21 protein-coding genes and 1 riboswitch are annotated in these 25,718 nt (G+C 39.1%); of the genes, 2 read left to right on the top strand and 19 right to left on the bottom strand.

What is annotated here, in order from left to right; all coding sequences use genetic code 11:
* Window positions 1–23: 23 nt before the first annotated feature.
* The 10 genes from ACYVM0_RS15800 to ACYVM0_RS15755 all read right to left on the bottom strand — a co-directional run bounded on the left by ACYVM0_RS15800 (window position 24) and on the right by ACYVM0_RS15755 (window position 11,883).
* Entirely contained in the window at window positions 24–1,691 is a 1,668-nt protein-coding gene (locus ACYVM0_RS15800) for an assimilatory sulfite reductase (NADPH) hemoprotein subunit (RefSeq protein WP_460558400.1), read from the bottom strand.
* 208 nt (window positions 1,692–1,899) lie between these two features.
* Window positions 1,900–3,606, bottom strand: a complete 1,707-nt coding sequence (locus ACYVM0_RS15795) for a diflavin oxidoreductase (RefSeq protein ID WP_460558398.1) — start codon at window positions 3,604–3,606, stop codon at window positions 1,900–1,902.
* Between the two features lie 18 nt (window positions 3,607–3,624).
* On the bottom strand, window positions 3,625–4,425 hold the full coding sequence (cobA, locus tag ACYVM0_RS15790) for a uroporphyrinogen-III C-methyltransferase (protein ID WP_460558396.1): 801 nt from the start codon (window positions 4,423–4,425) through the stop codon (window positions 3,625–3,627).
* An 18-nt stretch (window positions 4,426–4,443) separates the two neighbouring features.
* Entirely contained in the window at window positions 4,444–5,355 is a 912-nt protein-coding gene (gene cysK, locus ACYVM0_RS15785; protein ID WP_460558394.1) for a PLP-dependent cysteine synthase family protein, read from the bottom strand.
* Between the two features lie 9 nt (window positions 5,356–5,364).
* The gene (locus ACYVM0_RS15780; RefSeq protein WP_460558392.1) at window positions 5,365–6,195 is read right to left on the bottom strand and encodes a serine O-acetyltransferase; all 831 of its coding nucleotides are present in this window, start codon (window positions 6,193–6,195) and stop codon (window positions 5,365–5,367) included.
* Window positions 6,196–6,203: 8 nt separating this feature from the next.
* A complete protein-coding gene (locus ACYVM0_RS15775; RefSeq protein ID WP_460558390.1) occupies window positions 6,204–7,445 on the bottom strand; it encodes a sulfate adenylyltransferase subunit 1 in 1,242 nt (413 codons plus the stop codon).
* 154 nt (window positions 7,446–7,599) lie between these two features.
* Window positions 7,600–8,508 carry a sulfate adenylyltransferase subunit CysD gene (cysD, locus tag ACYVM0_RS15770; RefSeq protein WP_460558388.1) on the bottom strand — a complete coding sequence of 303 codons (909 nt, stop codon included), beginning with the start codon at window positions 8,506–8,508 and terminating at the stop codon, window positions 7,600–7,602.
* A 45-nt stretch (window positions 8,509–8,553) separates the two neighbouring features.
* Entirely contained in the window at window positions 8,554–9,288 is a 735-nt protein-coding gene (locus ACYVM0_RS15765; RefSeq protein ID WP_460558386.1) for a phosphoadenosine phosphosulfate reductase family protein, read from the bottom strand.
* 370 nt (window positions 9,289–9,658) lie between these two features.
* On the bottom strand, window positions 9,659–10,912 hold the full coding sequence (locus tag ACYVM0_RS15760; protein WP_460558384.1) for a homoserine dehydrogenase: 1,254 nt from the start codon (window positions 10,910–10,912) through the stop codon (window positions 9,659–9,661).
* A gap of 192 nt (window positions 10,913–11,104) precedes the next feature.
* Window positions 11,105–11,217: riboswitch (SAM riboswitch) on the bottom strand.
* Between the two features lie 108 nt (window positions 11,218–11,325).
* Window positions 11,326–11,883 (bottom strand): hypothetical protein, encoded by a 558-nt coding sequence (locus ACYVM0_RS15755; protein WP_460558382.1) that lies wholly within the window; start codon window positions 11,881–11,883, stop codon window positions 11,326–11,328.
* Window positions 11,884–12,008: 125 nt separating this feature from the next.
* On the opposite strand from ACYVM0_RS15755, the gene uvrA reads away from it, so the two are divergent.
* On the top strand, window positions 12,009–14,879 hold the full coding sequence (uvrA, locus tag ACYVM0_RS15750) for an excinuclease ABC subunit UvrA (RefSeq protein WP_460558380.1): 2,871 nt from the start codon (window positions 12,009–12,011) through the stop codon (window positions 14,877–14,879).
* Window positions 14,880–14,990: 111 nt separating this feature from the next.
* Window positions 14,991–15,548, top strand: coding sequence for a hypothetical protein (locus ACYVM0_RS15745; RefSeq protein WP_460558378.1), 558 nt, complete (start codon window positions 14,991–14,993; stop codon window positions 15,546–15,548).
* Between the two features lie 547 nt (window positions 15,549–16,095).
* Here ACYVM0_RS15745 and ACYVM0_RS15740 read toward each other — a convergent pair.
* From ACYVM0_RS15740 to aspS, 9 genes are all read right to left on the bottom strand, one after another.
* Window positions 16,096–17,094, bottom strand: coding sequence for a hypothetical protein (locus ACYVM0_RS15740; protein WP_460558376.1), 999 nt, complete (start codon window positions 17,092–17,094; stop codon window positions 16,096–16,098).
* 145 nt (window positions 17,095–17,239) lie between these two features.
* Complete coding sequence (locus tag ACYVM0_RS15735) at window positions 17,240–17,689, bottom strand: GNAT family N-acetyltransferase (protein ID WP_460558373.1); 450 nt, start codon at window positions 17,687–17,689, stop codon at window positions 17,240–17,242.
* Between the two features lie 69 nt (window positions 17,690–17,758).
* Window positions 17,759–18,154, bottom strand: a complete 396-nt coding sequence (locus tag ACYVM0_RS15730; RefSeq protein WP_460558371.1) for a group III truncated hemoglobin — start codon at window positions 18,152–18,154, stop codon at window positions 17,759–17,761.
* 66 nt (window positions 18,155–18,220) lie between these two features.
* Entirely contained in the window at window positions 18,221–19,570 is a 1,350-nt protein-coding gene (locus tag ACYVM0_RS15725) for a hypothetical protein (protein WP_460558369.1), read from the bottom strand.
* The gene (locus ACYVM0_RS15720) at window positions 19,546–20,805 is read right to left on the bottom strand and encodes a replication-associated recombination protein A (RefSeq protein WP_460558367.1); all 1,260 of its coding nucleotides are present in this window, start codon (window positions 20,803–20,805) and stop codon (window positions 19,546–19,548) included. Before ACYVM0_RS15720 ends, ACYVM0_RS15725 begins: the two co-directional genes overlap by 25 nt.
* A gap of 90 nt (window positions 20,806–20,895) precedes the next feature.
* Window positions 20,896–21,441 carry a hypothetical protein gene (locus ACYVM0_RS15715; RefSeq protein WP_460558365.1) on the bottom strand — a complete coding sequence of 182 codons (546 nt, stop codon included), beginning with the start codon at window positions 21,439–21,441 and terminating at the stop codon, window positions 20,896–20,898.
* Between the two features lie 10 nt (window positions 21,442–21,451).
* Complete coding sequence (locus ACYVM0_RS15710; RefSeq protein WP_460558363.1) at window positions 21,452–22,357, bottom strand: alpha/beta hydrolase fold domain-containing protein; 906 nt, start codon at window positions 22,355–22,357, stop codon at window positions 21,452–21,454.
* A 682-nt stretch (window positions 22,358–23,039) separates the two neighbouring features.
* A complete protein-coding gene (locus ACYVM0_RS15705) occupies window positions 23,040–23,444 on the bottom strand; it encodes a hypothetical protein (RefSeq protein WP_460558361.1) in 405 nt (134 codons plus the stop codon).
* A gap of 222 nt (window positions 23,445–23,666) precedes the next feature.
* Window positions 23,667–25,496, bottom strand: a complete 1,830-nt coding sequence (aspS, locus tag ACYVM0_RS15700) for an aspartate--tRNA ligase family protein (RefSeq protein WP_460558359.1) — start codon at window positions 25,494–25,496, stop codon at window positions 23,667–23,669.
* Between the last annotated feature and the right edge of the window lie 222 nt (window positions 25,497–25,718).

Here is a 25,718-nt window from a genome sequence, read left to right as displayed (position 1 = left end):
TATTGAACAATATCATATTTCAGCTATACCAATGCTTTTCTTACAGCAAAGTCGCCGAATTTTTCTTTGGTATTTCGTTCTTTTTTATACGCAGCAAATAAACCATCCAGCTCGGCTAATATGGCCGGCTCTTCCAGGTTTTCTTTATATAATTTATTCAAACGTTCGCCCTGGTTATCACCACCCAAATGCAGGTTGTATTTTCCGGGAGCCGTGCCAATAAATCCAATTTCTGCCGCAGCGCTTCTGCCACAACCATTGGGGCAACCGGTCATGCGTAAAATAATATCTTCATTGCTTAATTCATGTTTATCCAGTAAAGGTTCAATTTTACTGATCAGTTCCGGTAGATAACGTTGTGCTTCTGCCAATGCCAGCGGGCAGGTAGGCAATGCCACACAGGCAATGGAATTTTTGCGGAGCAACGAAGCACTTTCTGTATGCTCGGGCAATTTGAATTTTTGCAGGATGGTATTGATACTTTCTTTATTCTCATCTGCCACATCACTGATAATAATATTCTGGCTAGATGTAAACAGGAAATTACATTGGTCTGTTTTTGCAATTTCCAGCAATGCCGTTTTCATCGCCAGTTTTTCATCATCCAGTACCCTGCCGTTTTCTACAAACAAAGTATAATACCATAATCCGTTGGGCGCTTTCTGCCAGCCATAAAAATCTTTACGTTCCTCAAAAGTAAATGGCCTTGCCGGTTCCAGTTGAAAGCCCGTTCTTTTTTCCACTTCTTCTTTATATTTTTCTACACCTAATTTATCAACAGTATATTTTAACCGGGCTAATTTTCTATCACTGCGGTTACCAAAATCTCTTTGTACCGTTACTACTTCATAAATAGTTTTTAATATTTTTTCTTCGGTATCCGCAAAGCCAATTACTGTTGCCAGTCTCGGGTACGTTTCTGCATTACCATGTGTGGCAGATAAACCGCCACCAATAGCGATATTAAATCCTTTCAATTGTCCTTCTTCAATTATTGCAATTAATGCCAGGTCGTTTATTAAAACATCCACTTCATTGTTAGGTGGAATACCAATGCCGATTTTAAATTTTCTCGGTAAATACCTATCCTGGTATAAGGGATCTATCTCTTCATTTTTATCGGCAACCTTTTCATCATCGATCCATATTTCGTAATACGCTTTTGTTTTTGGAAACAGCAGATCACTGATCTTACCGGCATACGCAAATATCTCTGCATGCAAAGGCGATTGTACGGGATGCGATGCACAGGTTACATTACGATTGATATCACCGCAGGTAGCAATAGAGTCTAAATTGGCTTGGTTAAATGCAGTGATGGTAGGTTTTATTTTTGATTTTACAATCCCATGCAATTGTATGGTTTGCCGGGTAGTAATTTTTATGACACCGGTAGAATTGTCATTGGCAATTTCATTGGCGGCGATCCATTTTTTTGCACTGACGGCGCCACCAGGTAATCTTAAACGGATCATAAAAGAATACAAGCGGTCTAATTTTTTTTCTGCCCGTTCTTCCCTTCTGTCACGGTCGTCTTGCTGGTACATGCCATGAAATTTTATCACTGCCTGGTCGTCTTCACGAATAGCACCGGTAATTTCATCGGTCAAACTTTCTTTGATAGTGCCCCGCAGTCCGTCACTATTCACTTTTATTTTTTCAATTGCGGATAAATTATTTTTTCCTGACATTATTGTAAAACTTCGGTTTAATTTATTTTGAACGGGAGGGTCACTCTTTATAGATTGACTCTACCGGTTCGAAATTTTGTAGTGTGCCAGCTTTATGAGCAATGGCTTTTTTTTCCTTTTGCCGGGTGAGCCACTCATTAAGGAGTGACCCACCCTACGCTACAGCTCCTCCACAATCAGTTCCCCCTTCAGGTGTCGGACGGGGTTTTTAATACACATCCTTCTCATACCTTCCCTGTTCCTCCATATGCTCTAAATATTTTTTTGCTTCTGCTTCTGTTTTATTGCCATGCTGCTGAATGATCTGCAGTAATGTATTTTCAACATCGGTACTCATCGGGTGTTTTTTACCGCATACAAAAAATGAGGCACCACCATTCAGCCATTCGTATAATGTTTCGCCATGCTCCAGCATTTTGTGCTGTACATAGATTTTTTCTTTCTGATCTCTGCTGAAAGCCAGATTCACTTTATTCAATACGCCGGTCTCAAACCAGTTTTGTATTTCTGTCTGGTACAAAAAGTCGGAAGCGAAATATTGTTCACCAAAGAACAACCAGTTTCTGCCTGTAGCACCGGTGGCATCACGCTCTGCTAAAAACGAACGGAAGGCTGCAATACCTGTACCGGGCCCCACCATGATAATATCTTTATTTTCTGCTGGTAAACGGAACCGTTTATTAGGTTGTACAAAAAACTGTTGTGTACTATTTATCTTAAGCCTGCTTAAATAATCAGAACACAGGCCAAATCTTTTTTTATCATTTACGTAGTAAGTATCTTTTACCACAACAATATGTACTTCGCCCTCGTGTGCTGCGGGAGACGATGCGATGGTGTATAATCTTGGAGAGATGGCATTCAGCGTAACCAATATCTCTTCAAATTGCGCCGCATTTTTTACAGGATATTGTTTTAACAGGTCCAGTAAATCATACCTGCCGGCAGGAATTGCATGACCGGTTGCGGTAGCATATAACAGCACTAATCTTTCGGTGAGGTGAACGATATTGATCTTTCTCTTCAATAATTCATACACCGTAAATTTTTCTTTTTTAAATTCCAGCGATTTATTACCATCCACATTTGCAGTGGCGATAATATCAGTTACCAGTTGCGAATCATTTTCGGCAAGTATACCGATAGAATCGCCGCACTGATATTCCAAACCAGGTGCTTCAATTTCTATATGGTATGTTTCTTTATTAGAACCCCTGTCGTTTAAATTGATAGCCGTTAATACTTTGCCGCTATAAGTTTGTTTGCCTTTTTTTGCAGCAGGTGCCACTGCAGGAGCAGCAACAACTGCAGCGGTTTCTTTTTCAGGCGCTGTTATATTTTTTAAAACCGTATTGATCCAGTTATTAGCTTCATCATCATATTCCACGTCGCATTTTTGTAAGGGCACAATGCGGCTGCCACCAAGCTTGTTCAATTGTTCATCCACATCTTCACCGGTTTTGCAAAACAGAGGGTAGGAGGTATCCCCTAATGCCAGTACACCGTATTGCAGTTTTTCTAATTTAAATCCGTTGTTGTGTATATGGTCGTAAAATTTTTTTGCAGCAGCAGGTGGTTCGCCTTCGCCATGTGTACTGATAACCGCCAGTAAATATTCTTCTTTGGTAAGATCCGTTAAGCGGTATTGGTCCATACCAATTACTTTAGCATGCACATGATTTTGTTTTGCTTTTGCAGCAAATTCAGTGGCCAGTTTTTTTGAATTGCCGGTTTCCGTACCATATACAATGGTAATTTTTTTGGTGGCACCTCCGGTAACAGCTGCTGCCGGTTCCACAGATGCTATTGTATTTTTTACAATACCATTCAAATAACCATTCATCCAGATCAACTCCTCGTTGTTTGAATTTTTGATCAGTTCTTCCAGTACTTTCAATTTTACATCAGCCAGCATTATACAATAATTTATTTTTTAACTAACAGGTTTAAAGTAAAGTTCATCAGTATGATTGCTTTTATGCCAGGCAAATTGCCGGTGCAATGCCACCACTTTTCCTATGACCACCAATGCAGGAGATGCAAATGTTTTCCCTTTTAAAGTGTTATCATAGTTATATAAATTACAAACAGAAACATTTTGCATAGGCGTAGTGCCTTGTTCAATTACCGCCAGTAGTTTAGCTGCATCAATTTTATGCGCTGTTAAATGGTGCACCACGTTATCAAGTGTTTCGCTACTCATATAAAAAACCAGGGTGTCTTTTGTCTCAGCCAGTTCTTTCCAGTATGCATCGGTTACAATTTCTTTTCTGTAAGAAGTAAGAAAGCGCACTGATGTAGCATAGCCTCTTGCCGTTAATGGTATACCTGCGTAAGATGCAGCACCTGATGCTGCAGTTACGCCGGGTATAATTTCAAAGGGAATATTATTCTCTGCTAAAATCTGCAGCTCATCCAGGATATTACTGAAGAAAGAAACATCGCCGCCTTTTAACCTTACCACAAATTTATTTTGCAAAGCATATTTTAAAAGCAGCTGGTTAATTTCCTGCTGCTGCACAGAAGCATCTTTATTATATTGCTTACCTACATAAATAATTTCTATACCGGGCTTAACGTATGTTTTTAAAATTTCTTCACTCACCAACCTGTCTGTTAAAACAATATCTGCCTGCTGTAAGTAGCGGGCTGCTTTTACAGTTATTAATTCAGGATCGCCGCAACCTGCAGCAGCTAAAATTACTTTGCCGGTATGGTGGTTAGTTTCTGTCATTTTTTAAGCGAAATATAATTAGTATAGTCCCTCAATACTCAAATATCTTTCCCCGGTATCATAATTAAACGTCAGCACTTTTGAGCCGGCAGGGATATCTTTTAGTTTTTTTGCAACAGCAGCTAAAGAAGCTCCGGTTGATACACCTACAAAAATCCCCTCTTCTTTTGCAATGCGTTGCGCATAGCTGTACGCTTCATCTTTGCCTACCTGTATAATACCATCTAAAATTTTAGTGTTTAATATAGAAGGCACAAATCCTGCACCAATACCTTGCAATGGATGCGGTGATGGTGCTCCGCCACTTAATACAGGCGATAATTCCGGTTCTACTGCAAACACTTTCAGGTTTGGCCATTTTGCTTTTAATACTTCTGCCACGCCGGTGATATGCCCGCCGGTACCAACTCCGGTGATGATATAATCCAAACCTCCGGGAAAATCATTTAATATTTCCAGGGCTGTTGTCTTGCGGTGTATCTCGCTGTTAGCCGGGTTATCAAATTGTTGTGGTACCCAGGCATTTTTATTTTCAGCCGCTAATTCATTGGCTTTTTCAATGGCACCTTTCATACCTTTTTCCCTTGGTGTTAAAACAAATTCAGCACCATACAAACTCATCAGTCGCCGCCTTTCGATACTCATGCTTTCGGGCATTACTAAAATTATTTTGTAACCTTTTACTGCTGCCACTAATGCCAGTCCAATTCCGGTATTGCCGCTGGTAGGTTCAATGATCACACTGTCTTTATTTAATAAGCCTTTTTGTTCTGCATCTTCAATCATGGCCAATGCAATACGGTCTTTAATGCTGGCACCGGGATTGTTTTTTTCTAATTTGATCCATACTTCGTGATTGTTGCCAAACAAGCGGTTGATCTTTACATGCGGTGTATTACCTATCGTTTCTAAAATACTATTTGCTTTCATGTGTTATGTTTAAATAAAATAATTATATGGTTCTGTAAATGTTTTTTTATCTCTTATGGTAATTTCCGATTGTTGAAAAACAATAGAGAAGGGTTGCACAGGTTCTGTTAACCAAACGTTTCCTCCAATCACACTATCATGACCCACAATTGTTTCGCCACCTAGTATGGTAGCATTGGAATAGATGACCACATTATCCTGTATAGTGGGATGCCTTTTTTCGCTGGCCTTTTCTTTTTGTACCGTTAATGCACCCAATGTAACACCCTGGAATATTTTTACGTGATTGCCGATTGTGGTGGTTTCGCCAATTACAATACCGGTACCATGATCAATAGAAAAAGATTCGCCAATGGTGGCCGCAGGATGAATATCGATGCCTGTTTTACTATGTGCATATTCACTGATGATACGTGGCAGCAAAGGAATTTTCTGCTGGTGCAACTGGTGGGCAATGCGATGTGCTGCTATGGCAAAAAAACCGGGATAGGCGATCAGTACTTCATCAATATTTTTTGCGGCCGGGTCAGCTTCAAAAATAGCTGTAGCATCCAGCAATAATTTTTGATAGAGCTGCGGTATGGTGGAAAAAAAAGTAGCGGTTTGCGTTTCGCTATTACTGCTGCTGTGCAATACCGGGAACAATAAGAATTGCAACTGGCTTTCCAGTTTTTTTAATTGCGACTGAATTTCAAATTCATTATTATCGGCTTCACTTTTACAGATGAATAAGGCCTCAAATAATTTATTTACAAAGATCTTTGCGCCTGAAGCATCAGGAAAAGAACAACCTTGTTGTTTTTTAAAATTGACTATCGATGTATAAAATTGTTGTTCCATAAAAATCATTATTGAAATAAAACCGCCGCTACAGTGGCATTGCTGGTTTCGTCAATTAATATGGCAGCGCCGTTGCTGCGGTTCTTTTTGTAACTGTCAAACACCAGTGGTGCTGCCGTTTTTATTGATGCTTTCACTATTTCATTCAGTTTTACCTGTTGTACATCTTCGATATGGTTTAAACTGTTCACATCTATTTTGTATTCCAGGTTTTTAATTACCGCTCTCACGCTGCGGTTGTTGTGCTGCAATAAATATTTATTGCCGTTTTGTAAAGGTTTATCGCCTAACCAGCAAAACAATACTTCTGCTTCGTTAGTTGCTTCAATGGCTTCAGATGTTTTAATGATGGCATCACCACGGCTGATGTCAATATCATCAGTTAATAAAAGTGTTACACTTTGCGGTGCAAATGCTTCTTCCACTTCTACGCCGGCAATTTCAATTTTATCGATGGTGGTTTCAATACCTGCAGGCAATACTTTTACTTTATCGCCTTTTTTATAAATACCACTCGTGATCTTTCCTGCATAACCCCTGTAATCATGCAATGCTTCTGTTTGCGGACGAATAACATATTGCACCTGGAACCTTGTATCGGTATGGTTCACCGCATTCTTTATTTCCACTTCTTCTAAAAATTCCAATAAGGGTTTGCCTTCGTACCAGGGCGTTTGTAATGATTTCTCTACAATATTATCTCCATTCAATGCGCTCAGGGGAAAGTAGGTTACATTTTCAATACCTAATTGCTGTGCCAGTTTGCTGTATTCAATTACTATGTTGTTGTACACATCCTGCGAATAATTTACGAGGTCAATTTTATTAACTGCAACCACCACATGCGGAATACCCAACAAAGAAGAGATGATACTATGGCGGCGTGTTTGTTCCACCACTCCATGCCTGGCATCAATTAATACGATAGCCAGTTCAACATTGCTTGCACCGGTGATCATGTTACGGGTGTATTGTACATGGCCGGGGGCATCAGCAATAATGAATTTTCTTTTATCGGTAGAAAAATAACGGTAAGCCACATCGATCGTTATGCCCTGCTCTCTTTCTGCTCTTAATCCATCGGTTAATAAAGCCAGGTCAATTTCACCATTCTCTTTGTTCTTGGTGCTCTTTTCAATCGCTTCCAGGTGATCAGCTAAAATGCTTTTGCTGTCGTATAATAAACGGCCAATTAATGTACTCTTGCCATCATCAACACTTCCTGCGGTTATAAATCTTAAAATATCCATCGCAATTTTATTTTTTTTGTTTCAGGCATTGTTGCCTTTAATTAGTTGTATTTTTTATTTTGGCTAAACTCTTATTTTTAACCGGGTGAGCCACTCTTTATGGAGTGACCCACCCTTGCACTCCATTCACGATTCACCACTCACGCCTCATGGTCTAAAAATACCCCCCTTTCTTCCTGTCTTCCATTGCTGCCTCAGTTACCTTATCATCAATTCTTGTTTCGCCTCTTTCGCTGATACGGGTAATTTTAATTTCATTCACCACTTCCTCTAAAGTAGCGGCCAAACTTTCTACGGCAGCAGTACAGGTCATATCACCAACGGTTCTGTAGCGTACTTGCTTTTTTACAATTACATCGGTGTCATCAATTCTGATGAATGGCGAAACAGCGATCAATTGGCCTTCGTGCTCAATCACTTCACGTTCGTGAGTAAAGTAAATAGAAGGTAAAGAAATTTCTTCGGCACGGATATAATTCCATACATCCAATTCAGTCCAGTTGCTGATGGGGAATACCCTTACGTTTTCTCCTTTGTGAATTTTACCATTGAAGATATTCCACAACTCAGGCCTTTGTAATTTTGGATCCCATTGGCCAAATTCATCTCTTACAGAAAATATTCTTTCTTTGGCCCTTGCTTTTTCTTCATCACGTCTTGCACCACCAATGCAGGCATCAAAACCAAACTCCTCAATGGTATCTAATAAAGTGTAAGTCTGCAACCAGTTACGGCTGGCAAATTTCCCTTTAGGTTCAGTTAAATTTTTTGCTTTAATGGTATCTTCTACTTTGCGTACAATTAATGTAGCGCCTACTTCATTGGCCAGCCAATCCCTGTAAGCCAATGCTTCGGGGAAATTATGCCCGGTATCTATATGTACTAACGGGAAAGGGATTTTTCCGGGAGCAAATGCTTTTTTTGCCAATTGTACTAAAGTGATAGAATCCTTACCACCACTGAACAATAAAGCCGGCCTTTCAAACTGCGCCGCCACTTCTCTGAAGATGTGGATACTCTCTGCTTCTAATTGCTCTAAATAATTTAATGTGTGTTTACTCATAATTTATTAGTCTATCGATTTAGTAGACTGCTGTTTAAAAAATTTTTAACTATTGATCTTTATTTCTTCATGCACATGCAGGCCGCATTCTTTTTTATCGGCATCTTCCCACCACCAGCGGCCCGCCCTGAAATCTTCGCCTGGCTTGATGGCTCTTGTACATGGAGCACAACCAATGCTTACAAAGCCTTTATCATGTAAAGGATTATAAGGGATATGATTTTTGCTGATATGCGCTTTTACTTCTTCTGTTGTCCAATGTAATATAGGATGGTATTTAATGATCTGGTTGGCCTCATCCCATTCAATGATGGGTAAATTGGTTCTGTCTGCTGAATGTTCGGCACGTAAACCGGTTATCCAGATGGCATTACCAGCCAAAGCCCTTTTCAATGGCTCTACTTTTCTTATAAAGCAGCATTGTTTCCTGTTGTCAACCGATTCATAAAACGAATTCGGCCCTTTGGCTGCTACAAATTCCTGTAAAGTATTTGCCTGTGGATAATAAGCCTGGATTTTAGTCTGGTATTTTTCATTAGTACTGTTCCATACAGAATAGGTTTCTGCAAATAAGCGGCCTGTATCTAAAGTGAAAATTTTTACCGGTAAATTATTGCTGAGTATTTCATGCGTCACCACCTGGTCCTCATAACTAAAACTGGAAGAAAAGGTTACCTGCCCCGGAAATTGCGCTGTAAGTAATTGAATGAATTCTGCCGTGCTTAGTCCACTAAGCTGGTAGAGTAATTGAGATATAATATTTTTTTGTGTAAGTGACATTTTCTAAAACATGATTAAAGTTGGCGTGATTGATTACAGTATGATTTAACAACGGTAAACCATTACAGTGCAACATTTGCACATACACATTATGTGAGGGATATAGAGCATAGCATTTAAAGTCTATATAATTGGTAGACAAAGATAATGGATAAGTTTTAAACTGATCGTAAAAATTTGCCTGCCACACTAATTTTAGAAAAATATTAATAAACAGTAGTAAAACTGTTGAAAATCCGTGAACATTATTTATGATAACGTTGCCAATTTAATAGTTTGTCGCCTAAAAATAAGCAAGCTATGCATTCCGGCCGGTGAATACACCGGCCGGGGAGGATCAACCTGGTTGGTGTATTCACCGAATGAAATATTATACCACACCCGCCAGTTCAAGGCTGCGTTTGCTTATTTTCCTATAATCAATATTTTCAATAATGGCATCGGGATAAAGGATCAGCGAAACACCTGGCTGTTTCCACCAATCGGTACTGAACAATTTATCTGCATGTATAATGCCGGTTAACCAACTGAAATTAAATTCATTGTGCCATTCCTCTATCCATTCAAACCCTTCTTTGTTCAGCCTGGCAATATCATCTACACTTACAAACACTTTTAGATAAAAATCATTGCTTAAAACAGTATCGGTCTGGTGGTGTATCTTTTTATATTCATATTTATAATCGTAACGCAACGCAGAAATATCGCTCAATACCGCAGAAGCTGTAGGAAAAGCACCGGCGCCTTTGCCCTTAAAGAAATGTTTATCAGAAAATGTACTTTCTGTTGTTACAGCATTAAATTCATTTTTTACATGGAATAAATCATCTGTTTCGGCAACAAATTGCGGTAATACAAATGCCGCCAGTTTGCCATTGGCTAATTTTTGTGCATTGGCTACTAATTTAATGGCGTAATGTTTTTCTTTGGCTACAACTGCATCATTTAATGAAATATTTTCGATGCCATTAAAAATAAATGCATTGGTTTTTGCCACCACCCCAAAGGAATGCGCTAACAGGATAGCTAATTTATTGGCGGCATCAAAACCACCGATGTCTAATTTAGGATTGCTTTCTGCAAAACCCAGTTGCTGAGCTAAAAGCAGGGCCGCATTGAATTCCAGTTGCTCATCAAAAATTTTACTCAGTATAAAATTAGTAGAGCCATTGATGATGCCTCTTATCGATTGCAACAGGTCGTTATCATAATACTCTTCCAGGTTGCGTATGATGGGCATACTGGCGCAGCAGGAAGCTTCGTACAAAAACGGGGTATTGTGTTTTTCCTGCAATGCCAATAGTTCTTCAAAATGTTCAGCGATCATTTTTTTATTGGCGCTTACTACAGCCTTGCCATTTTGCAATGCTGTCTTTACAATTTCAAATGCCGCATCTGCATCATCAATCAATTCCACAATTACATTGATGTTGGTATCATTCAATAGAACAGCTGCATCGGTGGTAAAATTTTCTGCAGCAATACTTCTTTTTTTACCGGCATTTTTAATGCAGATCCTTTTTATAGAAGATTGTAATGTTGGCGTGCTGTGTAGTACATCGTATAAACCTTTTCCTACCACGCCAAAGCCAAACAGGCCGATGTTTAATTGATTTGTTGACATACTTTCTTTGTTAATTAGTTTATTTGTTAACTGGTTAATTAGTTGATGAACACAATTGTCAAGAGAGTGGAGTTTTAGCAACCGCCGCCAGGGCTGATAGCCGCTGCCGGGGTTGCTAAAAACAAAAAAGCTCATCCGTAAATCAGATGAGCTTTTAATATTTTTTAATGAAGTATTTAAGGCTGTTAATCTGACTTATCTGTCCCGATGGTTATCGGGGTGGAATTGGCACCTTTTTCCCGCTATTGCGGGACTGGTTGTCAAGGCTTCATCGGGCCATTACCCTCTGCCTTTCTTGATAAGAGATGTTTAAAGAACTGGTGCAAAGATATAATCACAAGAATGAAACTTCCAAATAAAAAATGTAAAATAAATGTAAAGAAGCCTGAAATCCTTTGTGGTATTGGTTTTTATCAGGCCGGGTTTTTAAAATTACGATCCAGCCATTCTTCCTGCGAATTGGCCGGTTGCTCCAACGTAACTGCAGCAGCAATTTTTGCCTGCCCCTTGATGATAGATTTTGTAACCAGCGAATGCTCAATCACTTCGTCTTCCTTCATGCCCAGCAATTTCATCATCGGTATCATTTTTTCGCTGCCCAGGTGTTTAAACAAGGGCTCATCCATGGCGCTGTACACCACAATTTTTTGCAAAGGCCAATGTTCAACCAAAGCGATTTCTTTATTATGTAAAGGATAATGCTCTGTAAAAACCGGTGTTTTATTTTGCAGCAGGGCGCTGTGTATTTGCCTGGCATCAATCACTTTCGTTTCATCCAGGCCCTGTTGTACAAAAGCAGCCCTGAAATTTTTAAGCGTTTCGTTAAACCAGCAGATAAATAAAGTATCGGGTTGTGCTTTTGCCAATGCCATGCAGGCATTGATCTTTGCTGCAGTGGTCATGTAGGTCTTATCGGTAAAAATACTTTCCGGTGCGCTGTCGTCTTTCTTTCCAAATAAATTAAATAGCATGGGCTTGTGTTGAGGACGCAAATTATGCCAAAATGAAAAGAATATTTCACCGGCGAACTAATAAAACAAATATTGCAGAACTAAATACTTTAGTTTTTGTTTATCTTTACAACAAGTAAGTACAAATGGGTAAAGTAAAAAAGGCTTCCGCTACGGAAGCAATCAGCAACAACGATTTTATTGAAGTATTTGGAGCCAGGGAACACAACCTCAAGAATATTGATATTAAGATCCCTAAAAATCAACTGGTGGTTTTTACCGGCCTTAGTGGCAGCGGTAAATCATCATTGGCATTCGATACTATTTATAACGAAGGACAACGCCGGTATATGGAAAGCTTTGGCGCTTATGCCAGGCAATTTGTAGGCGATATGGAAAGGCCAGATGTGGATAAGATCACAGGCTTATCGCCGGTAATTTCCATTGAACAAAAAACCACCAACAAAAATCCACGCAGCACTGTTGGTACGGTTACTGAAATTTATGATTTCCTGCGCCTCTTATATGCAAGAGTGGGAGAGGCGTATAGTTACAACACCGGAAAAAAAATGGTGAAGTTTAGTGAAGAAGAAATTGTGACCGCCATTTTTGATCGTTATGAAAATAAAAAGATCAGTTTGCTGGCACCATTGGTAAGGGGCAGAAAAGGACATTACAGGGAATTGTTTGAAGAAGTAAGAAAAAAAGGATTTTTAAAAGTAAGGGTAGATGGAGAAGTAAAAGACCTGGTGCCTAAAATGCAGGTTGACCGTTATAAAATTCATGATATAGAATTAGTGGTGGACAGGTTGCCCGTGAATGATGATATGAGAGTACGGTTAAGCCAGAGTGTACAAAAAACCTTGCAGCTGGGTAAAGACCTGCTGTTTTTACTGGTAGAAGGCAATGATAAAATTGTACAGTTCAGTAAACAACTGATGTGTATCGATACCGGTATCAGTTACGAAGAGCCATCACCCAATGCATTTTCATTCAACAGTCCTTATGGTGCATGCCCAACCTGCAAAGGATTGGGTAATGTGTATACGATTGATATGGATGAAGTGTTGCCGGATAAAAGCAAAAGCGTAAAAGACGGTGCTATTGTTCCTTTGGGTGAAGAAAGAGAAGCCAGTGTATTTCAGCAGGTAGTTGCTTTTGCAAAAAAACATAAAATTAATTTAGAGAAACCTTTAAAAGACCTGCCGCAACCGCAGGTTGATCTGTTGTTGTACGGCGACCAGGGAATTAATGGTGACCTGAATCTCGACCTGAGTGATGATACAGTGCCATTGGAATATACCGGCAGTTATGAAGGTATTATACCAATGTTGAAACGTTGGTTCTCATCACCCAATAGCAACGAAGCATTAAGGGCATGGGTGGAAAAATATATGCAGTTATCAGACTGCACTACCTGTAATGGTACCCGTTTAAAAAAAGAAAGCCTTTGGTTTAAAATAGACGAAAGAAATATTGCAGAACTGAGTGCGATGAATTTAGATAACCTGGCAGCATGGTTCGACGGGCTTGAATTGCGGTTGAGTAAAAAACAAAACTCCATTGCAAAAGATGTATTGAAAGAAATAAGAGAGCGCTTACAATTTTTATTGGATGTGGGATTAACGTATCTCACTGTTGGCCGTCCTTCCAGAACACTGAGTGGTGGCGAAAGTCAGCGTATTCGTTTAGCTACTCAAATTGGCAGCCAGTTGCAGGGCATCACGTATATTTTAGATGAGCCGAGTATTGGTTTGCACCAGAGAGATAACCAACGATTAATTACAGCACTGCAGAATTTACGTGATATTGGTAACAGTGTTTTAGTGGTGGAGCATGATAAAGATATTATGCTGGCTGCAGATTATTTAGTAGACATTGGCCCCAAGGCCGGCAAGCATGGCGGAGAAATTGTTACAGAAGGCACACCTGCATTTGTTTTAAAATCTAACTCTGATACCGCACAATATTTAAATGGTAAAAAAAGTATTGCCGTACCAAAAGAAAGAAGAAACGGAAACGGAAAATTTATTGAGCTTACAGGCGTAAGTGGCAACAACCTGCAAAATGTTTCCGTGAAATTTCCCCTGGGAAAATTAATTGTGGTAACCGGTGTAAGCGGTAGTGGTAAATCAACATTGATCAATGAAACATTATACCCGCTGCTGAATAAATTTTGTTACAACAGCAAAGCCAATCCATTGCCCTATAAAAATATTAAAGGGATGGAGCAGATAGATAAAGTTATTGAAATTGACCAGTCGCCCATTGGCCGTACGCCAAGAAGTAATCCTGCAACCTACTGTGGTTTTTTTACTGATATCAGAACTTTATTTGCTGCCGTACCCGAAGCAAAGATCCGTGGTTATAATGCAGGCCGTTTTTCTTTTAATGTAAAAACAGGAAGATGCGATGTGTGTGAAGGCGGTGGCATGAGGGTGATAGAAATGAATTTTTTACCTGACGTATATGTGCATTGCGAAAAATGCAATGGCAGGAGGTACAACAGGGAAACATTAGAGATCCGTTACAAAGGAAAAAGCATCAGCGATGTGCTGGATATGACGGTGGATGAAGCTGTGGAATTTTTCCAGGCGGTGCCTTATATTTACCGCAAAATAAAAGTGTTGCAGGAAGTTGGCCTGGGTTATATCACATTAGGACAAAGTGCTGTAACATTAAGTGGAGGTGAAGCACAACGTGTAAAATTATCTACCGAGTTAGGAAAAAAAGATACCGGTAAAACATTTTATATTTTAGATGAACCTACAACGGGTTTACATTTCCAGGATATACAGCATTTATTAGTGGTGCTGTATAAATTGGTAGACAGGGGCAATACTGTGCTTGTAATAGAACATAATATGGATGTGATAAAAGTTGCCGATCATATTATTGATATCGGGCCCGAAGGTGGCGATGGCGGTGGAAGAGTATTGTTTGAAGGAGTGCCTGAAGGTTTGGTTAAAGTAAAAGAAAGTTTTACAGGAAAATTTTTACAGGCAGAATTAAAATAAAATTTCGTGAGGCTTTACAACCGCCGTCGGGCTTCACAACCGCCGTCAGGGTTTGCAACCGCTGACGGGGTTGTGAAAGAACTGCTGAGTGATCTCTAATTTATATTTATTATGAGCGATGAAAATATCGGGCGCTTCTTCAATTATCATGATGATGACTATGATAATGAAGATAAAAGCGAAAACTGGAAACCGGTAAAGCAGTACGGCAAAGAATTGTACAGGAAAAGTATTGACATCTTAAACCTGGCGCAAACAATGAGTGATATGTTGCCTGATGAAGATGATGATGACCCGGCTGCTACCAAACATCTTATAATGCAGAATGCGTACCTGGTGCCTGCAAAAATACAGGGCGCTATGGCAATGGAATATTACAGTTTGATGATGGAGAATGCCGTGATCATTAAAGTGAATATGTGCCAGTTAAGAGAGCAACTCTGGGCCTGTAAGGAATTTCATGGAATAGAGCAGCAATATATTGATGTCATAAGAAATGAAATAGAAGCTTTCAGAAAAATATTTATTAACTGGGTAAATTCTATTGATAAGGAAAAAGACCTGCCTGATGAATGGCACTTGTTTAATGACCCTTCCACATTTGCCGAGGATGATGAGCCATTTAACCCCAATGATCTCTTTTCTAATTTTGATCCGGAAGATGAGTAAATCACGGATGAAAAAGATAAGCAGGATTTTAAATGATTTCCTTTTGGGCTCAGCAGCTTATACCACTAAATAATTCACGCTGCAAATGGATAGCCCCGATAATGCTGTTTTGCAAAACACTCAATTGCCGAAGTAATTCAGTTTATTCAGCAAAGCAGCATAAACAATCCGTAACCATCCGTTCAACCTGTGTTATCAGTGTTCCTGTAAAATAAAAAATTCACCCTGCAAAGGATGAATCTTTTATAAGAAACTGCTTACAAACACAGACAAATTAGTTCAAAGGATAGTAACGAAATCGTAAGATTGTGGTTTCAGGGGTAGCAAGGCACTTAAATAAGTTCCTCGGTTCCTCGGGGGTTGACTTCTGTTGTATCACTTTGTACTACATAATCGTTAATGGGTTAAAATTTTATATAGTGTAAAATCAAAAACATACAGGTGGCTAATACAAATGCCGCTTTTAATGTTACCGGGTTGATGTGTAGATTGTTGTTCATAATATTGGTTTTTATGGATATTGATAAACTAAACTAAACTATTACTATTAATAAACTGACGGACACCTTGTTTGTCTTGCAGCCCTTCTTGCAAAAGAACTTTCGTAAATAGGGCCCAGTCTGAATCCTACTTTAAATACTACTGAAAAATAAGTATCTGCATTTTTCAGGTCACCACGCTGTGTTCCCTCAGGGTATCTTGTCATACCGGGATAAATGATACCGATGGCTTTATCACTTAATTTGGTAGCTAAAGAAGCTGTTTGTGATGGTAAGTATTTAGCAAAGTTCTTGGGATCAATATATTTCTTGCTCACATCATCAAGATAATCTGTAAATGTTTTGCGGTACAAAAATTCAGCACCAATATTTACCCGGTCAGATAAATAATATTTTAAACCGCCACCGTATAAAACATTCAGTTGAGTTAAACTGTAAGGCTTGCTGTAAGGATACTCAGCCATGCCTTCACCTTCGGTGCGCAAAGGATGTAGATAGTACCAGGTTTTATCACCATTAGATGCTTTAATAGAACCTTGCGGATTAAAATGATATACACCGGCTCCTATTAAACCATAAGGCCTTAACCTTGGTTCGTTATCGGGATCAGCAGCAAACATCATGGTGGGGAAAACTTCAATAGAACCATTTACTTCAGTTACATTGGTTCTGAAATCGAGGTTACGTTGTTTACGCCATAGTTCATTAATACCGTTGGTGTTAATGGTAGCATCGTCACCTTCAAGATAAGTAAGGCTGGCGGCTAATCTTAAGCCTACCCATTTATTCGGATACATGGTGATGTATGCACCCTTCATTAATTTAGTAAATTCGAAGTTGAGATCTTTCAGGTTGTTGGTACCCTTTCCGGCATTACCACCTAAATCGCCAAGGAAGAAACTGGGGCCAAAATTTACGCCTACTTCCCATTTAATTTTTTCGTTGCCAAAAATAAATGCCTGGGCGTTTGATTTGCTTATGAGAGAAAAGCAGACCATAAAAAGCAGCAAGGCTTTACCAGCAAATTTGGGTAAACTTGGTTTCATCAGATATTCAGATTTAGTGTTTTCTACAGAAATTGGATAATAATTGCAGTGTGTAAGTCAGCTACAAACCCTGGTCACAAATTAAAAATTACGGCACTACTCAACATAAACGGAAGGTTTTGTTAAATATTGTTTTTGGTAAAAATTATTTTGATAACAACATCTCAATATGGGGAATATTATCTTCAAGATATTGCCCGCTGCATTGTACAAAGCCAAGGTCTTCGTAAAATTTTTTTAAGTACAGCTGGGCGCCGATCTTTATCCGGGTGCAGTTGAATTGTTTCAATGTATGCTGTATGCTCAATTCCATCAATTGTTTGCCGGCACCGCTGCCACGGTATCCCGGGCTCGTAACAACACGTCCGATACTGGCTTCGGTATAGGAAATTCCCTGCGGAATTATACGTGTATAGGCTGCAAGGGTGTTACCATCCCAGCCCATAAAGTGTAAACTTTCCTGGTCCTTATTATCGGCATCCTGGTAAGGGCAGTTTTGTTCTACTACAAATACCTCGTTGCGTAATTGTAAAATAGCGTAAAGCTCTCTATTACTGAGCGCCTCAAATTTTTTCAGCTTCCACTCTAATTCCATAGTTCAAATTCGCCTTTGGCAATATTTATTTTTTCCCCTGGCTGGTGTCTTGTACGGCCAGGACTGCATTTATAATATAGAATGATTGTTATTCGCATTACTCATTTTAAACAACATTACACCTGCAATGGATTGGGCCCTTACTTTTGCTGCTGTTGCAATTTTACCTTCAAATAATTCATCTATTGTAGCTGCAAACAATTGCATCCAGCTTTCAAAATGTTCTTTTTGCAGGGGGATTTTTTTATTGAGGTCGTAATGCATTTCCATCGCATTCTTTTTATACACCGGGTTATCTAATAAAATGCTTTCCCAAAAATCAACGATCACCGGAATATGATGTGCCCAATCAATTTTCACTACATCGGTAAAAATAAAACCAATAGTTGCATCCTGTTTTACTTTTTCATAAAAGGAAATTATCAATGTTTCAATATCCGCTCTTGATGCAATATCTTTTTTCATTTTCGTGGTTTTATATAAGGCAGATAAAAGGAAGTGAGATTTTAAAAACCTGGCTTCCTTGCAGCATCATTGCCTGGCTTTTAAATAGGGCAACACTTCATTTATACTCACCGGCTTTTGCTGGTCATCAATTTCAAATACAATTATATAACCATCGGCGCCACCGGCTTTTTTAATGGCATCCACTAATTTCTGCTGATCACTTATTGTTCGTTTGCCATCAATGGCACTCCATATTTCTTTGGTGGCTAAACATCCTGCTGTGGGTGTATAAGGATAATAAGTTTGTCCTTTGTAATACTCCGGATCTACCGTTGTGCCGTGTGCAATGATTTCGGTACGGCCAATGGCACTGGCATAAAACGTTCCGAAGATGGGATGATATTTTTTTAAACCGGCAGGTAGCAGCCGTTCATATAATTCAGGTGTCCATACTGTATCCGTAATTGAACTGTCTTTTAAAAAATGCTGTACTGTAGTTTCAAAAGGCATGGTAAGTTGCAGGTTTTCTGTCGGGCCCAGTGCCGGACTTTTACTCACTGCAAATCCATACATGCGAAATATACCTTGTGGTGTATTGCCATTGGTTAAATAGCCGGGCATATTGGTAATGCTTCTTGCTAATTGCGGTACAGAAAAAATAATCCCTGTATCATCACGGATGAATTTTCCATTCTTGTCTCTAACCACAACCAGTCCCGGGTAATTCCGGTTTTTCCTCTGTATGCTGTACACCACAATATTATTTTTCAAAAAATTATTATTCAGTAATACTGCCGGCTTTAATTTTATTTTACTACTTTCCTTTTCTGCCAGTTGCATAATGGGCCATAATATTTCAAATTGAATTTCCGACGCCATTTCTGCATTATCAAAATCTTCCGGATTTTTATTGTACACAATTGATGCGATGCTCTCAATATTATTTCTTGACTTATCAGCCCGCAGTAAATATTCTGTACACATGGCAAATACTTTTGCATAGGTGGTTTTTGAGAATAAGGAATTTATATTGCTTTTAAATTCGGTAGTGTAATTGGTATATACCAATTCCATTAATGCCCTTTGAAACTCTGCACTCCTTTTTTCTATTCCAGTAAATGCTGTTTTAATTTTCTCATTCACCCAGGGTTGCCTGTAATTAATTAATTCCATTGCAGAAAAAGCATCTTCCCAATCTGCTTCGGTACTATCAGATAATGGTAAAGATAAATTTTGGGTGATAGAATTTTTGATGATGCTATTATACAATTTCTCCCGGTTGGCTTTAATTGCACCTTTAAATACAGGCACAGCATCGGTTTGTGCCACGGTGTGCAGGGCGGGCAACAACAAAAGGAAAATAAACAGGATCTTTACATGCTTCATCGGCACAAAGTAAGTGTATTGCATTAATAGCCGTATTTGTTTTTCCATAAAGTTTTTAAAAACTTTCTTAGTTCGTCTTCACGGGCATTGGCACCGGGATTATAAAAAGCCGTGCCTTTTATTTCATCAGGCAAATATTCCTGCGGCGAAAAATTATTGTCGTAATTATGGGCATATTCATAGCCTTTTCCATACCCTTCTTTCTTCATCAGTTGGGTAGGCGCATTGCGGATGTGCAGGGGAACAGAAAGATCACCCTGTTGTTGTACAGCCGCCATGGCAGCGCCAATGGCAACAGTGGCAGAATTACTTTTGGCACTTGACGCCAGGTAAATGGCACATTGCGCCAATATCAACTGGCTTTCGGGATAACCAATTTTGTTTACCGCATCAAATGTGGCATTGGCCAACAGTAAGGCATTGGCGTTGGCATTGCCAATATCTTCACTCGCCAATATCAGCATGCGGCGTGCAATGAATTTTACATCTTCTCCTCCTGCAATCATTCTTGCTAAATAATATACCGCAGCATTAGGGTCACTGCCACGAATAGATTTTATAAAAGCCGAAATGATATCATAGTGCTGCTCACCTTTTTTATCATACAAGGCAATGCGCTGCTGTGCAATTTCCATTACCGCATCGTCAGTAATTATTGCATTGTCACCTAAAGTATCGGTAACTAATTCTAAAAGATTTAATAATTTTCTTGCATCGCCACCGGAAATATTGATGAGTGCTTCCGTTTCTTTCAGCTCAATTTTTTTTGTTTTTAAAATTGTATCTTCTGTAATGGCATGATGCAATAAGGCAACGAGGTCTTTTTCATCCAGTGCTTTTAAAATATACACTTGTGTTCTGCTGAGCAATGCGCTGTTCACTTCAAAAGAAGGGTTTTCTGTGGTTGCGCCAATAAGAGTGATAATACCTTTTTCAACTGCACCTAATAATGCATCCTGCTGGCCTTTATTAAAACGATGGATCTCATCAATGAATAAAATTACACTGTTTTGTTTTTTTGCCAGTTCAATTACTTCACGTACTTCTTTTACACCGCTGCTGATAGCGCTCAATGTATAAAACGGCACCTGTAATGTGTTGGCAATAATATTGGCAATAGTGGTTTTGCCCACACCCGGTGGCCCCCATAAAATCATGCTGGGCACTTTGCCAGCTTCAATAGCTTTTCGCAAAATGCTTCCCTTGCCGGTAAGGTGTTGTTGTCCGGTTAATTCATCCAGTGATGTGGGGCGCAAACGTTCGGCGAGGGGAGGAAGATTCATAAAACAAATTTACCATAAAAACGGGTGACTATTTTTATGTAACAGATCATTTGCACCGGAAGTTTTTACCGGGTTCGGATGCCGGCACATTTACCAGTTGGAGCCGTTATTGCTAAATTGAATGACAATTAAAGAATCGGTATCATCTTTCCGTATTATTTGCCTTCCCTGGTATAGCGTAGATACGGTATCGCCACAAAAATTCTCCAGCGTTACAAAGGAATAGGTAATAGTAGCTGTTGGTTTGAATGTTTTTTTCTCCCTGTGGTACCATCGTTGGCAGGCAAAGCTGCAATCTACCTTAATTGGGCTTGCATTGCCAAAGAAACACCTTGCATATAAACTGGCCTCGCTTTCTGTAAGATCCCTGTAATAACTATTATTAATTTTCCAGCAAAACCTGTTGCCATCTGATATATAATAATTACAGTTGGTAATACTGCTGCCGTTAAAATAACTGCCACAGGTATTATTTTTTACACAGTCCAGCAGCTCTGCTTCAGTTTTGTCGCAAACTGCATTAAGGTCGTTGCCATTTGAGTCTATCAGTTGCCAGCAATGTCTCTCAGCTGTTTCTTTTTTACAACCTGTAAAAAAAGCGATGCAAAGGAATACGGTAGGGAATAATTTTTTCATGAAAAATATTTTATGGCACATTTGCAATAATAAAAGCCTGTATCTTATTAAACGCATCTTTATAAACAGCATCACCCCAATCATCGCCATGGCCTTTGCCGGGATATAATACATATTGATTGGCTACACCAGCAGTAGTTAATTTGGTTTGCACTGCTACAGATTGCGAAGGGTTTACCAACGGGTCGTTGCTGCCATGCAGTAAAATTGTAGGCGGTGAACCTGCACCAATAAAATTCACAGGGCTGGAACTGGTATACAAGGCCGCATTGGTGGTAGGCGTTGCCCCGATTGTTTGTGCCAAAACCAATTGTGCTAAGGTAGGGTTGGGGCCAACAGGATTGTTATACATGTCGGTTAAATCGCTGGGGCCGAATAAAGATACAATGGCTTTGGGTTTTAAAGGCGTATTGTATTTATAACCCTGTAACATGCCCAGGTGTGCGCCGGCACTTTCACCAATAAAAACATATTTATTACTGATGAAATAATCTGCAGCATGATCGTAAATAAATTGCACCGCAGCCTTTATATCATTTTCCTGCGACGGAAAAAGATTGGTGGTGCCGGTAGATAAACGATAGTTGATATTGAATATGGCATAACCAGGAAAACGTGTTTTTAATGTATCGGTGATCACCATACCAAATTGCAAAGTGCTGTAATCTTTTTTATCACCACCACTCCAGGCGCCGCCGTGTATCAGGATAATTACTTTGGTGTTGGCCACACTCCGGTTGGCGGGCAGGTACACATCCATTTTTTGCGCAGCATCTGTACCATAGGTTACATCTAAAAAAGTTTGCGCTGTAGTGGGGCTGGTTCCGCCTCCTCCTGTATTACCGTCATCAGATTTTTTACAGGAAATAAAAAACGAAATGAATACAACAAACAACAGCAGTTTATGGAATTTCATAATTCAGTTTTTTTGATTGCGAAAAGATAGTAAGAATAGTGTTATGAAAGTACAAAAACTATACTGAATTCCGGTGCAGGAAGGCTGATAGTATTAAGGTTTGAATTTTTCAGGTTCCCCGATTTCGTTTACTAAGGACTCCAGCCGGGATTTTGAATTCCTTTTTACCAAAAAGAAAAAATAGAATTGATAAAAGCTGATATAGATTCCATTTAAAACCTCGGTGAATAAAAAAATGTTTCTCACTTTAAATGGAAAAGAAATTGTAAACCCTTTCTCAGCATATTCTGTATAAGAGATATAACTTTTGTAGGCTGCGAATACCAGGAGTGCAGTTAAAGCAATAAAAAGAGTATAAAGAAGCCAGAAAAATATTTTTCCGCCCAGGCTCATTGATTCCTTATGTGAATGTTTTTGGATCAGTTTAATATTACTGATACAATTGACAACAATTAATAAGGGTATTAAAACAACAGCCATAAAAGCAGGCGTATCGGTATAAGGGATGGGATTATAATAAAAGGTATAGCTGAATAGGACTACAGTAGCAGCAATATGAACAAAATTAAGTATCCTGAATATTTTCATTTGCAAATTTAATTTTCGGCTGTATTGCCTGATGCTGATACCATTTTTATTATATGAGCTTTAAACTTTCTTTTTATGATCCGGTAGCTGATGCTTAAATAAATTGCAGTGACCATAAAGAAAAAATATAACAGATAAAAAATATTTCCCTGGAGGTGGTGCTAAACCTGTATTTAAAATAATTGTTGACCAGGTCAATAGCTTCTATTATCAGGAAAAATGATAAAATGTTGAAAAATATACAGCAAACTGTTCCGGAAATACCTGCTCTTTTTAAAAATTGCAGGCCAGTTTTAACCACTTTGTTTAAAGTGTAACAGGCAAAACTAAATGCTGCAACAATTAATATGAAAAACAAACCCGGGAATACGTAAATAAATAAAAACTCATCAGCATTATAGTTTGAATTAAGATTCACAAATATTCCATATCCGGCAAAAGTTAAAAGTAAAGCACAGTTGAAAACATAATTCAGTTCAAATAGTTTCCTGCTTTTCATTTTTAAAGTTCAATTTTTTGATAATGAAAAGATAAGAAGAAATCGATTAAGTGAAGCCTGGTGTTTCTTTGTTTTCAGTGATTAAGGCAACTTAGTAAATACCTGGAGAAATTAAAAGTGCCATGCCGGTGTAGCATAGCACTTTATGAATTGGTAACAATATTCGGTTTGTATTTTACATACAAAAGCTGTGTTTATCCATTAAATCCAGTCATCCGTGTTCTACGCTTTCAAATCCAGCTTTATCTGTAACTCTTCAAATTGTTTGGCATCAATAGTACTCGGTGCATCAATCATTACATCACGGCCGCTGTTATTTTTAGGGAAGGCAATAAAATCACGGATGCTTTCGCTGCCGCCTAAAATAGAACACAACCTGTCGAAGCCAAAGGCAATACCCCCATGCGGCGGAGCGCCATATTCAAATGCGCCGAGTAAGAATCCAAATTTATGTTGTTGCTCCGCTGCGTCCATTCCTAATGCAGCAAACATTTTTTCCTGCAATTCTCTCTGGAAGATACGGATAGAACCACCGCCAATTTCATTGCCGTTCAACACCATATCATAAGCATTGGCCTTGATATTGGCATACGGATGCTTTAAATATTCAGCTGCATTTTCAATTACAGGATTGTTGTTGATCATCTCTGCAATCTGTGTTGGCTTAGGAGAAGTGAACGGATGGTGACGGGCAACCCAGCGGTTTCCTTCTTCATCATATTCAAACAGCGGAAAGTCTAATACCCATAATAATTTAAAATCGGTTGGTTTGCGCAATCCCAGTTTATCAGCCATGTACATTCTCAGGTCACTGATGGCTTTTCTTGTTCTCTCTTCTGCACCTGCTAAAATTAAAACCAGGTCGCCTGCTTTTGCATTGGCAGCAGCAGCAATAGCTTTTAGTTTTTCCTCGGTATAAAATTTATCTACGCTGCTCTTAAAAGTACCATCTGCATTACATTTAATAAACACCAAACCCTTCATGCCAATCTGAGGTCGTTTAACCCACTCCGTTAGCTCATCGGTTTGCTTGCGGGTGTATTCGCTGCAACCAGGTACAGCAATAGTCACCACCGTTTCAGCATCATCAAATACACCAAAGCCGGCACCATCAATTAATGCAGATTGGCTTACTTTGGTTGGAAAAGTATGCGCAGGGAATTTTAAATTGCAGATAGAAATATCAAAACGGATATCCGGTTTATCATTACCGTAATTCCACATTGCTTCTTCCCAGGTCATGCGTTGTATCGTTTCGGTATAATCGATATTCTTTACATCTTTAAAAATGCGTTTTACCAAACCTTCAAAAGTCTGCAGTATGTCTTCCTGTTCTACAAAACACATTTCACAATCTATTTGTGTAAACTCCGGTTGCCTGTCGGCACGTAAGTCTTCATCACGGAAACATTTTACGATCTGGTAGTAACGATCGTACCCGCTCACCATTAATAATTGTTTAAAAGTTTGTGGCGATTGGGGTAGTGCATAAAACTGACCGCTGTTCATCCTTGACGGCACCACAAAATCCCTTGCGCCTTCAGGCGTACTTTTAATTAAGAAAGGCGTTTCAATATCCAGGAAATTATTTTCGTGCAGATAATTCCTGGCACTGCGGCCTACAGCATAACGCAGTTCTAAATTTTTCTTTACAATATTTCTTCTCAGGTCAAGAAAACGATATTTCATCCTTAGTTCATCACCACCATCGGTATCATCCTGGATGGAAAATGGCGGTACAGCCGATTTATTCAATATTTTAAAAGAAACCACGTTGATCTCAATATCACCGGTTGGGATATTGGCGTTTTTACTGCTGCGTTCATTCACGGTACCATTTACCTGCAATACAAATTCCCTACCCAACGGATTGGCATCCAGCTCGCCGTTCAGCGCTTCAGAAAATAACAATTGGGTAATGCCGTAACGGTCTCTCAGGTCCACAAAAGTGATGCTGCCGAATTTTCTTACGGTTTGCACCCATCCGGCCAGGGTTACGGTTGTTTTTACGTCGGTGAGCCTTAATTCGCCACAGGTATGAGTTCTGTACATTATTTTGGTATTATAATTTATGTGAATTGGCGGCAAATATACGTCCTATCCGGGTTTTTGTAAAATGATTGGTTTTGAGTGCCATTTCACCAAACAGGCACATTGAAAATCCAAATGCCCTGGTAGCAAACCATAAATGTCTCAAATGTCTATATGTTGAAAGTTCCGGATTCCTGCAATTAATCACGTGAGGAAAACATGGTTTCTCTGCCATCATTAAAT

It is taken from the genome of Ferruginibacter profundus, assembly GCF_054783275.1.
The sequence above is the reverse complement of the archived record's forward strand: the minus strand, read 5'-3'. Positions and strand labels throughout refer to the sequence as shown.

Excerpts from the sequence above, each read along its gene's own strand:
- ACYVM0_RS15800 (WP_460558400.1), bottom strand. The coding sequence starts at position 1,691 with ATGTCAGGAAAAAATAATTTATCCGCAATTGAAAAAATAAAAGTGAAT.
- ACYVM0_RS15795 (WP_460558398.1), bottom strand. The coding sequence starts at position 3,606 with ATGCTGGCTGATGTAAAATTGAAAGTACTGGAAGAACTGATCAAAAAT.
- cobA (WP_460558396.1), bottom strand. The coding sequence starts at position 4,425 with ATGACAGAAACTAACCACCATACCGGCAAAGTAATTTTAGCTGCTGCA.
- cysK (WP_460558394.1), bottom strand. The coding sequence starts at position 5,355 with ATGAAAGCAAATAGTATTTTAGAAACGATAGGTAATACACCGCATGTA.
- ACYVM0_RS15780 (WP_460558392.1), bottom strand. The coding sequence starts at position 6,195 with ATGGAACAACAATTTTATACATCGATAGTCAATTTTAAAAAACAACAA.
- ACYVM0_RS15775 (WP_460558390.1), bottom strand. The coding sequence starts at position 7,445 with ATGGATATTTTAAGATTTATAACCGCAGGAAGTGTTGATGATGGCAAG.
- cysD (WP_460558388.1), bottom strand. The coding sequence starts at position 8,508 with ATGAGTAAACACACATTAAATTATTTAGAGCAATTAGAAGCAGAGAGT.
- ACYVM0_RS15765 (WP_460558386.1), bottom strand. The coding sequence starts at position 9,288 with ATGTCACTTACACAAAAAAATATTATATCTCAATTACTCTACCAGCTT.
- ACYVM0_RS15760 (WP_460558384.1), bottom strand. The coding sequence starts at position 10,912 with ATGTCAACAAATCAATTAAACATCGGCCTGTTTGGCTTTGGCGTGGTA.
- ACYVM0_RS15755 (WP_460558382.1), bottom strand. The coding sequence starts at position 11,883 with ATGCTATTTAATTTATTTGGAAAGAAAGACGACAGCGCACCGGAAAGT.
- uvrA (WP_460558380.1), top strand. The coding sequence starts at position 12,009 with ATGGGTAAAGTAAAAAAGGCTTCCGCTACGGAAGCAATCAGCAACAAC.
- ACYVM0_RS15745 (WP_460558378.1), top strand. The coding sequence starts at position 14,991 with ATGAGCGATGAAAATATCGGGCGCTTCTTCAATTATCATGATGATGAC.
- ACYVM0_RS15740 (WP_460558376.1), bottom strand. The coding sequence starts at position 17,094 with ATGAAACCAAGTTTACCCAAATTTGCTGGTAAAGCCTTGCTGCTTTTT.
- ACYVM0_RS15735 (WP_460558373.1), bottom strand. The coding sequence starts at position 17,689 with ATGGAATTAGAGTGGAAGCTGAAAAAATTTGAGGCGCTCAGTAATAGA.
- ACYVM0_RS15730 (WP_460558371.1), bottom strand. The coding sequence starts at position 18,154 with ATGAAAAAAGATATTGCATCAAGAGCGGATATTGAAACATTGATAATT.
- ACYVM0_RS15725 (WP_460558369.1), bottom strand. The coding sequence starts at position 19,570 with ATGGAAAAACAAATACGGCTATTAATGCAATACACTTACTTTGTGCCG.
- ACYVM0_RS15720 (WP_460558367.1), bottom strand. The coding sequence starts at position 20,805 with ATGAATCTTCCTCCCCTCGCCGAACGTTTGCGCCCCACATCACTGGAT.
- ACYVM0_RS15715 (WP_460558365.1), bottom strand. The coding sequence starts at position 21,441 with ATGAAAAAATTATTCCCTACCGTATTCCTTTGCATCGCTTTTTTTACA.
- ACYVM0_RS15710 (WP_460558363.1), bottom strand. The coding sequence starts at position 22,357 with ATGAAATTCCATAAACTGCTGTTGTTTGTTGTATTCATTTCGTTTTTT.
- ACYVM0_RS15705 (WP_460558361.1), bottom strand. The coding sequence starts at position 23,444 with ATGAAAAGCAGGAAACTATTTGAACTGAATTATGTTTTCAACTGTGCT.
- aspS (WP_460558359.1), bottom strand. The coding sequence starts at position 25,496 with ATGTACAGAACTCATACCTGTGGCGAATTAAGGCTCACCGACGTAAAA.